10 protein-coding genes are annotated in these 12,261 nt (G+C 65.3%); 4 read left to right on the forward strand and 6 right to left on the reverse strand.

Translation table 11 applies throughout. The features are described from left to right. Positions 1 to 12: 12 nt before the first annotated feature. Both JOF56_RS33020 and JOF56_RS33025 read right to left on the reverse strand, forming a co-directional pair. On the reverse strand, positions 13 to 201 hold the full coding sequence (locus JOF56_RS33020) for a DUF397 domain-containing protein (RefSeq protein ID WP_209643358.1): 189 nt from the start codon (positions 199 to 201) through the stop codon (positions 13 to 15). 18 nt (positions 202 to 219) lie between these two features. After that, the gene (locus tag JOF56_RS33025) at positions 220 to 1,062 is read right to left on the reverse strand and encodes a helix-turn-helix domain-containing protein (RefSeq protein WP_307855367.1); all 843 of its coding nucleotides are present in this window, start codon (positions 1,060 to 1,062) and stop codon (positions 220 to 222) included. A gap of 198 nt (positions 1,063 to 1,260) precedes the next feature. On the opposite strand from JOF56_RS33025, the gene JOF56_RS60275 reads away from it, so the two are divergent. The 4 genes from JOF56_RS60275 to JOF56_RS33045 all read left to right on the forward strand — a co-directional run bounded on the left by JOF56_RS60275 (position 1,261) and on the right by JOF56_RS33045 (position 6,069). Beyond that, complete coding sequence (locus JOF56_RS60275) at positions 1,261 to 1,908, forward strand: phosphatase PAP2 family protein (protein WP_209643359.1); 648 nt, start codon at positions 1,261 to 1,263, stop codon at positions 1,906 to 1,908. Between the two features lie 95 nt (positions 1,909 to 2,003). Further along, complete coding sequence (locus JOF56_RS33035) at positions 2,004 to 2,846, forward strand: hypothetical protein (protein ID WP_209643360.1); 843 nt, start codon at positions 2,004 to 2,006, stop codon at positions 2,844 to 2,846. Then, complete coding sequence (locus JOF56_RS33040; RefSeq protein ID WP_209643361.1) at positions 2,843 to 3,787, forward strand: hypothetical protein; 945 nt, start codon at positions 2,843 to 2,845, stop codon at positions 3,785 to 3,787. The genes JOF56_RS33035 and JOF56_RS33040 overlap by 4 nt, the downstream gene beginning before the upstream one ends. A 2-nt stretch (positions 3,788 to 3,789) precedes the next feature. Beyond that, complete coding sequence (locus JOF56_RS33045; protein WP_209643362.1) at positions 3,790 to 6,069, forward strand: hypothetical protein; 2,280 nt, start codon at positions 3,790 to 3,792, stop codon at positions 6,067 to 6,069. A gap of 4 nt (positions 6,070 to 6,073) precedes the next feature. Here the strand turns inward: JOF56_RS33045 and JOF56_RS33050 are convergent, their stop codons facing one another. From JOF56_RS33050 to JOF56_RS33065, 4 genes are all read right to left on the reverse strand, one after another. After that, positions 6,074 to 7,060: a cation:proton antiporter domain-containing protein gene (locus tag JOF56_RS33050; RefSeq protein ID WP_372448290.1), complete on the reverse strand. Its 987-nt coding sequence runs from the start codon at positions 7,058 to 7,060 to the stop codon at positions 6,074 to 6,076. Positions 7,061 to 7,240: 180 nt separating this feature from the next. After that, on the reverse strand, positions 7,241 to 8,266 hold the full coding sequence (locus JOF56_RS33055) for a hypothetical protein (protein WP_209643364.1): 1,026 nt from the start codon (positions 8,264 to 8,266) through the stop codon (positions 7,241 to 7,243). A gap of 10 nt (positions 8,267 to 8,276) precedes the next feature. Further along, on the reverse strand, positions 8,277 to 12,002 hold the full coding sequence (gene fxsT / locus JOF56_RS33060) for an FxSxx-COOH system tetratricopeptide repeat protein (RefSeq protein ID WP_209643365.1): 3,726 nt from the start codon (positions 12,000 to 12,002) through the stop codon (positions 8,277 to 8,279). Between the two features lie 87 nt (positions 12,003 to 12,089). Further along, positions 12,090 to 12,257 carry an FxSxx-COOH-like cyclophane-containing RiPP peptide gene (locus JOF56_RS33065; protein WP_209643366.1) on the reverse strand — a complete coding sequence of 56 codons (168 nt, stop codon included), beginning with the start codon at positions 12,255 to 12,257 and terminating at the stop codon, positions 12,090 to 12,092. Positions 12,258 to 12,261: the final 4 nt, after the last annotated feature.

The raw sequence follows: 12,261 nt of genomic DNA on the forward strand, positions 1-12,261 counted from the left end.
GCCAGGGTTGGCTCACTCTGCCCGTAAGGCCGTGAGGAAGGTGGCCCAGGGAGCGGCCGGGAAGGTAAGGACGCCGGAAGAAGGACTCTTGGAGTCCCGAACAGCGGTGGAGAGGGGTGCGGAAGCCAGCTCAACACATGCGCCACCGCCGCCGCCTGAGCTGTAGCTGCTCTTCCGCCAGGTTGGTCCGGAACGATCCATCGCCGAGCTCCTTGCTAGTCAGGGGCCATAGAGTTCCGTGATCAGCCGTTCGATCAGCGCGACCGAGCCCGCTGGGCTCAGTGCATCGGTGCGCAGCTGGTCGAAAACAATCCTAGCCTCTTGCACCTCTCTAGGGTTCTCGATGTGCATGGATCCGGATGCATATTCGACATACAGCAACTCGGGGTCTTCCGGATCTGGAAACCCCACAAGGATGAATGCTCCTTCCAGCGCACAGCGCGCCCCAGATCTGAGCGGGAGTACCTGGAGTGTCACTGTGCTCAACTGTGACATCCGGACGAGATGGCGCAGTTGCTTGCTCATGACATCGCAATCGCCGAACTCTCGATGCAGCGCGGCCTCATAGATGACCGCTGTCAGGCGCAGGGGCCGATCTTCGTCGATGAGCCTTCGCTGCCGGATGAGTCTCACCTCGGTGTGACTGGCAGCCTCGCTTTCGGTGAGCCGACCTTGATCGCGGAACAGTGCCTGCATGTATGCCTTTGTCTGCAGTAGGCCAGGGATGCTGGCCAAGATGCACTCCTGTACCTGCGCCGCCTCGGTTTCAATGTCGACATAGCCCAAGTCCTTGATCCTGAATGCCCTGAACCAGGGTGGTTTCAGTGCTTTCCTGGCCTCCTTCACCAGGTCTGGGTCGTAGTGGTCGTAGATGTCCATCAGGGAACGTACAAAGTGGACGTCCGCTTTGGTCTCGCCGGTCTCCATTCTGTGCAGGGCGCTTTTGGTCTTGTCCAGCCTGGGGGCTGCCTCTTCGATCGTCAGTCCTGCTTGCTCCCGGAGGCGGCGCAGTTTCGCGCCGAGCTTGCGGCGCAGGAAGGGGGGACGGGTCTGCTCGGTCACGAAAACTCCCCGGATGCTCACTGAGTGTGTCCATGCTTGCATCCGGGTCTGACAAACCTGGGATTCCCGGCAACCGCGTTGTTGCACAGTCATGACAGAACCTGGGTACTGCCGGGACATTCCGGTCGCACTGTGGCGGGTGTGAGTGACTCAGCGCGGGCCATCTCTTTGCGACTGTCTGTTGCCGTACTGCTTGCTGTGGCAACGGTCGTCACCTACTTGGTCCTGGTGCGTACTGCCGAAGGTCAGGCTACGGACCACACGGTTCTGTCCTGGTTCGATCCGACCTTGACTCGTATGTCCGGTGAGGTGCCGTGGCCGTTGAAGATTCCGGTGACCATGCTGTTCGCGGGCACGCTGTTCGTGGTGTGCGCGATCGGTCTGAGCCGTCGCGCGTACCGACGGACGGTCATGGCCGCCTTGCTCATGGGCGTCACCGCCGCGCTCGCGCAACTGTTGAAATCCAGCCTGGAACGCCCTGACCTGGCTCACCAGATTCGGTACACCGAGAACAGTTTTCCCAGTGGGCACGTCACCGTCGCGGCGGTGTGCGTTTTCGCTCTGTTGCTGGTGGTGCCCGCCAATGTCCGGTTGATCGTCGCTGCCCCGGGATTAGTGTGGATCGGTGCCGTCGGCGTATCCACGCTTGTTACCGGGTGGCACCGGCCGAGCGACTTCCTCGGCGCAGTGCTGCTTGCCGCCAGCTGCTATGCCGTCGCCACCGCATTCGTGGTCGAATCAACGCCCGCCCCCATTGATCGACCACAAGAACACGCATTAATGCGGCATTCGCTCAATGGCGTGAATACTGCAAAATCGACTGAATGGCTGGGGCCGAATGGGTGACGCTGCACCGTTCACGTAACAGCCGGTTGTGACTGTACGATCCTCGGGCGAGTCAGGTTCACAGGTGATCTTGAAAGCGGCGGGAGCGTACGGTTTTGGCGATACGGTCGCGGCTTGCCGATCGGGCTGGGCGGCTGTTGCTGATTGTGTTCGGCGTATTCTCCGTCGCGTTGATGACGCCAGGATCGGCCGCCGCCGAACAGGATGCCCCGGTCGTGTTCTGCCTGACTCCCGGTCGTCAGGAGTCATTGGTCAAAGCGGCCGTCGCGCTTCGGTTGGCAGAGCCTGCGAAGACGCCCGACCGGCTGGCGGTGGCCGGTCAGGAATGGGACATCACCAAGTGGCGTGATCAGCGCAACGATGATTTCAGCCGGGCGTGTGAGGCTTTGTTCAGCGTCGAACAGGTTGCCCGGCAGTCACCTGCGGCGTCGCCAGGCCCCAGTCTCCTGGCGACGCTCACGCCGTTCATTGTCGCGATCGGCACTGCGATCCTGGCTGTCCTGACCGCCACGTGGCGGGACAAGATCAGCCGCGGCAAGGTGCAGGCCGACGCCCTGTTCGCCGCGGTCGGTGAGTTCCTCATTTCGAGCGATCGGTATATATCCGGATGGCTGGGAACCGGGAGCCGGCCCGATGACACCGCGATCCGGGAACATCGGGCGAAGCTGCTGGAGAAGCTCGGGCCGATCACGGCACAGCACAGTTGCTGGAAGGCGGTCGCGTATGTCCGTGACCAGCTGCGGACCGGCCCGTTCGGCCCCGAACTGACTACTGGCTGGGTCCAGCTGGACACCGATTCACGGGCTGTGCGGGTCGACGGCCTCAATTGCGGGCTTGCGACTTTGGATCACACGATTGTGCAGGTCGCGCGTGGTCTGCTTCGCCCGTTCCGGTCGTTTTTCGTGCACCCCGCCGTACCGGCGGTGATGACATCATGATCGAACCACTTGAACAGGCACATGCGATCAACCCGTTCCTGCTGCCACCATGTGGGGGTGTGCGTTCCAAGCCGCTGTGCCCATGGCGCGATCCCGAGCATGAGAGCTATTACGTCGCGATCGCGGACAGCCAGGACGCGTTCGAGAAATTCAAGGCCCGTATGACCGATGTCGTCAGCCTCCAGCAACGCGGCCACTTCGTCCTCGTGGTCGGTGAACAGCGTTGCGGCAAGACGTCATTGATCAATCGGTGTGTTCATTGGCTTGACGGCGCTCTGCCCAAGACCGGCGTGCGGCCCGTGCGTGTCGATCTGACTGGGGGCGCGCCGATCGGCAAGCCGCAGTCGGCCGCGAACCGAATGAAGTTCGTGTGCGAACGCATTCGCGACGAACTCGAAGTCGGCGACCAGCTGCTCACCGACAACGACCTGGAAAAGCTGGCGGCCATGACCGACCAGCCCGAGCGGTTCTTCCCCCGGCTGGGGCGAGTGCTCGCCGATTCGGTCGTCCTGGTCGTGCTGGTGCCGCGGATCCATGAGCTGATGGACGAGGTACTGGACTACGCGAGCATGGTCGGGCAGCGAATGATCCTGTTGAGCGAATCGTCCCTGTTGTCCGGCAAGGACGTCCTCGCCGCGGCGGACCCCGAGACCCAGCCGTTGGTTCTCGACGTCGGCGAGCTCAAAACGGATGACGCCATCGCCTTCGTCCGTGCCCGGCTGGCCCGGCCGGGGATCTATCCCATGGTGGCCGACGAGGTGTTCGAATGGCTGCGTAACGAGCAGCTCAAGTTTTACACGATCGGGTCGCTGCAGAGTGTCTTCTCGAGGTTATACGGCGATCTTCTGGAAAATGATCCGACCTATGGCACGGACCGCACGGTGGCACCCCCGGAGATCGTGAGGGCGTTACTCCGTTATCTGCGGGAGAACGGGGATTGATGATGAGCGATCTCGACAATCCTTTCTCGCCGCTGGCCGTCGCCCGGGCGGTGAGTTTCGATGAGGTGAGCATCGAGACAGACGCCATCCGGGAGGCGTACGCGGCGGTGCGCGGCTACCTGGAGACCAGGACACCCTCCCCGGAAGGGCTTCCCGTCCGGTCGGGCAACGTGCTGGCCGTCTGCGGCGACTACGGGACAGGCAAGACGCACCTGGCCGGCTGGCTGATGCGCCATGTCCGCGACGCCACCGAGGGCGCGGTCGATCCCCTCTATCTGGACCCGGCGTCGGACTCCTTCCTCGACCTCTACCGCGCGTTCGTCACCAAGTTGGGGCTGTCGGCCATCCAGTCGCGGGTCAACGAGCTTTACGCCGACATCGTGGCCGATTCCATGCAGGGCAAGGGAATGACCAGCGATGTCGTGCAGTGGCTGAAGGACGGTGAGATCGAGCCCCGGCTTGTGGTGGAACGGCTCGGGCTGACCGAGAGCATGCTGCTGAAGGCTGTCGCGGGCATGCTCGGATCGCTGACCGGGGACAACGATCTGGCTCAGGCGCTGACTTTGCTGCTGCGGCCGGGTTTCGAGACGGCGGTCTGGGAATGGCTGATGGGCAGCCCGCCGGAGCCGGTGCTGACCGACCGGGAGATCACCAAGGTCGTCGGCACCGAGCGGGCCGCGCTGGACATGCTAGGTTCGCTGACCTTGCTGATGGGCGGCCAGCAGCGGCATTTTGTCGTGGTCGTCGACGAGTTCCACGAGTTGTTCCTGGGCCACGGCCGGACCGACACCGAAGTGCTGGACGGGTTCCAGAAGCTGCTGGAGGTGTTCTCCGCGGCGAACGCGTTCCTGGTGCTGGCGGGCGTTCCCGAGGCGCTCACGGTGCTGCCGGCCGGGGTGCGTCAGCGCATCGGCCGGGTCGTGATGATGTCGGGGCTGTCGGTGGACACCGTGTGCGAGTTCATCACCCTCGCCCAGCATCGCCAGTTCGGCGTGGCGCGGCTCAGCCCGTTCAGCCGGGACACGGTCGCCTACCTGGTCAGCCTTTCGGGTGGCCGGGCGCGAACGGTGATCCGCCTGTGTCACGAGTTGTACCGGATCGCCGTCACGGGCAGGCAACCAGTGTCCGAGGAGATGATCACTCAGGTCGTACGCGACCAGCTGGGCACATCCTCCACACAGGACGTTCCGGCGGACGTCCGGCGGGTACTGGACGGCAAAGGGCTTTCGTATCTGCGTGACCACGTCCTGGGCGGGCCGGAGTCCCGGGCGGACTTCTGGTTGCCGCTCGGCGACGACACCGGCTGCGCGATCCTTGTCACCCGTTCGCTGCTGGAGCCGGACGACGTGGATCGCGTGAACCGCCGCAAGATCGCCATTCAGGTCTGCCGGCCGCAGGCCACGGTGGTCATCGTGGTCAACGGTGTGGTCTCCGATCGGGTGAACCAGTTGGTCCGGGAGTCGTTCGACCTCTACCCGCTGATTTACCGGCCCGGCCAGTTCATCGAGGATCTCAACGCGGTCATCGACACGGTGACCACCAGGTTGCGCCGCCTGCACGACGAGAACCCGTTCAACGCCATGCAGGAACGGATAGACCAGCTCAACCGGCAACAGACCACTGTCATGTCCGCGTTGGAACAGGTGGTCGTCCAGAGCGAGAACTCGCAGGCCGCGGTCAATCGCAGTTTCGCCTTGCTGCAAAGGGACATCGCCGACCTGACTGCGGCCGCGTACGGTGTCGTGACGTCTGCGCCTGAGCGTGGCCAGCCGTTGCCGGCGGACGTCGACCGGTTGTTCACCGAGCCGATTTCCTTGCTGGACAGGCTCATCGAGTTCAACGGGGTCTTCGACGGGGCGTTCCCGCAACCGGGCTGGGATCCCGACCAGGCCGCCGACGTCCGGGACGAGTTGCAGAACCTGCTGCGGTCGAGGGCGCTGATAGAGGCCAACGGAGCCGCAGCGGCCCTGCGGCAGGCCGTGCTTGCGTTCCGGCGCGTCGTCGCCGAGTGGTATCACTCGGAGGAGGTCCGCATGTCCAGCGAACGCCTCACCGACGACGCAGAAGACCGGCTGGACACCCTGTGCCGCGCGTATGGCTCCATTGTCGAGTTCGTGCCGATCGACCGCCTGGAACCGTTGATCAGGCGCGGCCGGCAGCCGGACTTCATCGCCCGGGTGAGCCAGTCGCTGCGCCGCGCGGACCTGGACGCGGCTCTCGACGTGCTGCACGTGCGTGTCCGGCGGGCACTGCTGAAGTCCGTGTTCGTCAAAGGCCAGTAGGACTTCAGATCCGGTCGGGTACCGGTAACGGCGCGGGAACCGGTGTGGGGACGGGCTTGCGGAGCCGCCACACCGCATTGGTCGCGCAGTGCAGAATATTGATCACCAGGATCGCGGGCGCGACTATCGCCACGGTGCCCGGCAATTGCGGCTCCAGCACCAGCGCGAGAATGATCGCTGTCAGGCCGTTCTGCTGACACAACGCGAGTGCTATCCGGTCGGTTCTGCTGTAGCGCCAGGTCAGCGCGAACGAGACAAGGCTCTGCGCACCGAAAGCCGTCAGGCCGAGGGCGAGCCCAGGCAGGATGTCGATCCCGCCGTACAGCGCCATGCCGAGCGCGCCTGCGGCGAGCACAAGGGCGAACTGCGCGGAGCGCGTGATGGCGTCGTCGTAACGGGGATGCGGACGGGCGAACAATCCAATCAACGCCACGGCCAGCATCAGGGATTGGGTAATCGCGATTCCGGCGACGGCCAACGTCGTGACGAGAATTGTGACTGCCCGTGCCGATGTCGGCATCGGAATCGTCATACCCCGCCAATGGGTGAATCGCGATTCCGCCTTCGGGCGACCGGCTAGGTATCTCCACATTGTCCAGACGGCCGCGGTGAGCAGGATATTCCAGCCCAGATTCACCGCGAAGTCGCCGATTCCGCCGTTCGCGCTGGTGCCCAGGGCGAATGTGGACAGATAGATGGTCAGCAGGATCGTCACCGGATCGTCGAACGACGCCCACGCCCGCAGGACGGCCTTCGCGTTGCCCGACATGTCCGACCGGCGCTGCAGGGCGGCCACCGACAGCGGGTCGATCTGCGCGACCACGACCGCGAGGATCAGGTGGTCCTTGCCCCAGAACAGCCACATGACGCTGCCGATCAGCACGACCTTGAGCAGGACGCCCAGCGTGACGGCCAGTACGACGATCCGCAGGTTGCGTCTCAGGTCGTCGGTGTCGATGCCGTGCGTGCTCGCGTACAGGCCGACGGCCAACAGAGCAAGAACTGTGTATTGAAAAACGACCGAATTTCCTGGATGGGTGATATTTCCCTGTGACGCAATTATCAAGCCCAGAAGCACCGCGGTCACGCAGAAAGCCGCAATCCTGCCGCCGGACATGATGCCTCCCTTGCGAGACAGTGTGCCGATCCTAGCATTTGATCAAGATTGCGCTCAAGATGCCTGGTCGGTGGCGGAAAGAAGGGAGTATGCACCCTCGCTGATGGTTCGTTCGGCAATAATCAAGGGAGCCGCTTGCAGTCGCAATGCGAGTTCCTCGGTTCGCATGTCCGCGTCGCGAACGCGGTGCTGGTCGATGGTCACGCCCATCAGATAGTGCCCGGACGGCAGGCGCCGGTAGTAGATCGCGCCCTGTTCGACGTCCAGCACGAGGCTCATCAGCAGGCCACCGGCCTCCCCGACGATCTGGCTGAGGTTCGCGGCCACCACCGCGAGCTCGGGCGCGAAATCCCGGTAGAACGAGCGGAGCCGGCCGACTCGCAGGGACGGGTAGAACCTGGCCATGGCGGGGTGATCGAGCTGGTCGGCGATCAGCCGCAGTTCGCCGTCCGCGCAGTACGCCATCACGTGCAGGTCGTCCGGTCGCACGGACGCGTTGCATGCCTTCGCCACGTCGTCGTCGACCTGTGCGAAAACATCGACGACCGGATCGCGGACGAGCTGGACGGGCGCCCTACGCGACGGCTCGGACTCGTATCCACCAGGGTTCTGGGTGCCTCTGCTCTGAAGCCGCCGCAGCTCGGTGGCCAATGTCGACAGTCTCTCGTCGGCGAGCTGGGCGTCACCGCTCGGGAAACTGAAGCCGACGATGCGTTCCCCGGGAACCACAGAGTTGCAGCAGACAGCGAAATGGCGTGCACGCAACACCGTCCTGATCAGCTCGCCGGTGCCGGCTTCCTGCAGTGTGTCGTCGATCGCGCAGACCTCGGAACTCAGCCGCAGGGACAGCGTGCACAACCCGGGCCGGTCGAACTCCCTCGGTGGTGTCCTGCCCCCGCCGAACGCGTCGATGCTGAAGTCGCAGCGTTTGTGGCTGTGGTGCGCCACATAGTGCAGTGCCGGCGTCGAACGCAACGCAGCCCGGCACGCCGCTCTGCTGTCGGCGAATCCCGCTCCGACGTAGTCGGCTGTCTGCTCGACCAGGTCGGTTCCTGGTTCACCGGACACTTCGCCAGTCACCTCATGCCTCTCAGGTCTGCGGGACATCGATGTCGATGTCCCGCCATTCGGTGCGCCAGGCGTCGTCGCCCGGCGCGGGCGGCAGGTCGATGAGTCTGGTCGCCAGGGCCAGATTCCGCGTGACTATCGCCAGATAGGGATGTTTGCGCTTACGGCCGGCGGTGAGGTAGTCCCGGCAGATGTCCTGGGCGCTCGTGAGGATCTCGGCTGCCCACGACGAGTTGCCAGTGCTCACCAGATCACCCGTGTGCGCGGTCAACGCGGCCACGGTCCACGGATGATGCAGGCCCAGGGCGCGTTGCAAGTGCACCCAGCCGGTCTTGCTTTCGTGCAGTGCTTCCTCCGCCAGCCCGCATGCGCGTAGGTGCAACGCGAGAGTCGATCGGCACACGGCGACGAACGGATGGCCGGCCGGCAAAGTGTTGTCCAGCCGGTAGGCACGCAGGCACCTTTGGGCCACTTCGAGTGCGTACTCCGACTCCCCGGTCAACCGGTAGGCCGAGGCCATGCTGAGCTCGCACGCGACAGTGTCAGGATGCGTGCTGCCATTCATCTTCCGGTACTCGACGGCGACTTTTGCCAGACGCTCCTTGGCATCCCGCACCCGCCCGAGCTGCCGTTGCGTGATGGCGTGGTTCCACAGGATACGAAGCTCAAGTGCCTTGGCCTTGTCCGCTGGCAGTTCCAGCACGCCTTCACGTGCTTGTGTCAGCGTGGCCAGGGCCTCGTCGTACCGGCCGACCTCCCGCAGGTACACGCCGAGACTGCACAAGGACCATAGGGTTTGTGGGCTCTTCGCGCCGAGCAGCCGCTCTCGCCTGCGGTGGTTGTCGCGTTCCAGTTGCAGGGCGCCGAGTGCGGAGCCGGAGAGGAATCTGGCCACTGCCAGGTTGTTGGCCGCCCGCTGGGTATGCGGATGATCCGGGCCGAGGACGTCATTGAGCGCCTGCCAGTTTGCCTGGTCCTCAGCCAGCGCGTCGCTGAACCTGCCCAGCCCGCGCAGGTCCGCGCCCCGGCCACCGGCGGCGATGATCAGGCTCTGCTCGTGGTGTGGCTGGTCGGACCGGCGTGGCCCGGCCAGTGCGGCCATGTCCAGCCGGAGCGCCTCCTCGGTGGACCCGAGAGCGCGCTGGACGTTGGCCAGTTGCGCGGCGAGCCGCGCGTGCAGTTCGTCGTGCGGGCCGAAAGTGCTTGCCCAGCGGTCCAACGTCTCCGACGCGGGCTGCACCGCTGCCTGCTGGATGTCGGAATCTCCGATCAGATAAAGGAACTGCAGCTGGTTGATCAGCCAGCGCCGGACGAGATCGTCGTCGCTGTGCATCGCGCCGGACGAGACGATGTGTTTTTGCAGTTCGGCGAATTTCGCCGTACTGCCAATGACTTCTGTCTCGGTCGGCGCGTAGTCCGCCAGCACGGTCAGCGTTTGCTCCCGGCGTTCGCGGCGTTCCTCCGGTGAGAGCAGCTCCCGCAGACTGGTCTGTACCAAGCGGTGTACGTGCAGGGCAGCGGGCTGTCCCCAGTGGACTCGGAAGATTCCTGCCTTCGCGCCTGCCCACAGAATCCGGTCGGCTATCCCGGCGTCCAGCCGGAGTGGGCGCGCGTCGTCGCCGCCCAGCTCGACCAGCCGGGCGATCATCGACCGGGACCGGACCAGCTGGAGGTCGATCTGCCTGGGAGACAGGAAAGAGCACAGCTGGCCGAGCAGAACCGCCAGCCTGCCTTCGGGTGTTTCGACAAGAGAGTCCTTCAGTACGCGCATCATCCGCGTAACCACGTCGCCGGCCGGCTGTGCGGCGATCTTGGTGCAGAATGCCCTTGCCGACAAGGAAGTCGCGGCGCGCAGGGCGGCGGCCCCGGTCCGGCGGATCTCGGTGATCGACAACTCCAGCCAGGCCGCGGCGAGCTGAAGCGTCAACGGCAGGTGCCCGGCGGCCTCAGCGACCTCCAGCGCGTCCTGTTCGGACAGATCGTTGATCCGGCCGGTCAGTAACGCGACGCTGTCGCGGCTGTCCAACGGCTCGATCGTGAGGACAGATCCGCTGTCCGCACCGCCCGGAGCCACGGTGGTGATCACGATGTCCCTGGTGGGGTTCGGTTTCACCAGGTCATCGAGCATGCCCACGTCTTCGGCGTTGTCATAGACCAGCAGCCACCGGCTGTGGCCCGTGGCGTCGGCGAGCACATCGAGGGCGCCGCCGTCCGCGTCGGCCAGTTGCCGCTCCGCGCGCAGTCTGGCGACCAGTTGGAAGACGTCCGACAGCGTGGACTGACGGTCATGCGCGGACACCCACCACACGACGTCGTAGTCGAAGGCGAAACGGTGAGCGTATTCGGCGACGAGCGCACTCTTTCCCGCGCCGGGCTTGCCACAGACGACCACCGGGTGCCGCCCGCGCGAGGCGAGCACACGGTCGCGCAGTTCGCCCAGTGCCGGTTCGATTCCGTGCAACTCCCGTTGCCGGTCCGGCAATTCCACGACGCCGGGGGAGCTGTCGGGGAACCGGCTGCCCGCAGCGGGGTCGCTGCCCGGCAGGGGGACCAGGCCGAAGAAGGTCGTCAACAGCGAACATGCCACGGATTCCGGCACAGTGCGCGCGGCGATCTCCAGCCGCAGGGTCGTCGACGCGTGGCCAGGCATTTCCAGGACGCTGGGTGATCCGATGACGACCACGCCATCCGGCTGTGTGACCGGGACGGGCGTGGTGGCGTCCCAGCCGGTGACCTGGGCGCCGCATTGCTCCAGCCGGCTGCGAACCCAGTCGGCCCAGGGCCGGTCGGCCGGCGCTGAGATCACGACGAACTGGTCGGTACCCGGTTCCTCCAGGCCGCCGCCCCGGCGGTATCGATGCCGTACTGCGGCACTGATGGCGGGAACGGCGTCGACCACACCGCCGGTGACCGCCGAGACCAGTGCCTCATAGGCGGCTGTCACGGGCAACTCGCCCGCGGGATCCTCGCGAAGTACTGCCAGCGGCGGATCCGCCGCCTGCAACGCCTCCGCGGGCATCTCGATCACGGTTCCGGCCTGGACAAAGCTCTGCTGGTCGATGAGCACTTCGCCGAACGCCTCGCGGACCCGGTCGGCCAGTGCGGGGCCGGAGAAGGGGCTGTCGGCCGGGACGACCACGGGAACGATCCCGATCGCGGCGGGCGCGCATCGCTTGATCTCCCACGCCGCGCTCGCTGCCCGCGCCGTCGGCCGTGCGTCCGAGGTAAAGCAGACGGCGGCCACGTCGCAGAGCTGGCCGATGGTGTCCAGCAGCGGGCTCCCCGGTTCCGCGGGCGCGCTCACCAGGACGTAGTCGTAGTCGCTTTCGTGCAGGCAGTTGCGCAGCCGTACGGCCGCCTCGGGTTTGGAACCGACCGGGGAATGGCCTTGTTCCCCTGGTGGACCGAGCCTGACCACGTCGACCTGCCCGCTACCGCCGGGCAACGCGAAGCGGCGCAAAGCCGGGGCGTCTCCCGACCGGACTGCGAGAGCGGCCAGATAGCAGGCCGCAAAGCCGGCGCCGAGCGCCTCCGCCACATCAGGGGCGGGCACCTCGAACGGCTCAAGATATCCGGCGACATCGGGCCTGGTGGCCCAGTCGAGCACGAGCACACGCTGCCCCGCAGTCGCGAGAAGCCACGCGGCATTCGTCGCGGCTCCGACACATGCCTCGTCCATCCGGATGGACAGAAACGCGATCAAGGCAGAGCGCTGGGGTGCCGCTCTGTTCTTCGGCGGTGTGCTCATCACGGTCATTGTCGGCGATCTCGGACTGCTGATTACGGTGATCTGCGGAATTCGAGGTGAGTTCCACCGATCGGGTGAAGCGAAGTGTCAGACGGCGTTCTGGAACGCGACATATTGATCCGGCAGCTCTTTCGCCTGTGCCAGCATCCGGCGCACGCAGTTGTCCAGTACGGCCGACGGGGTGGCCGTCACCAGGTGAAGATCGGTCGCGCTGAGGTCCGGAAGATCGGATTCCAGCTCGGCACCCTCGCTCAAGTCG

Source organism: Kibdelosporangium banguiense, assembly GCF_017876405.1.
GTDB lineage: Bacteria > Actinomycetota > Actinomycetes > Mycobacteriales > Pseudonocardiaceae > Kibdelosporangium > Kibdelosporangium banguiense.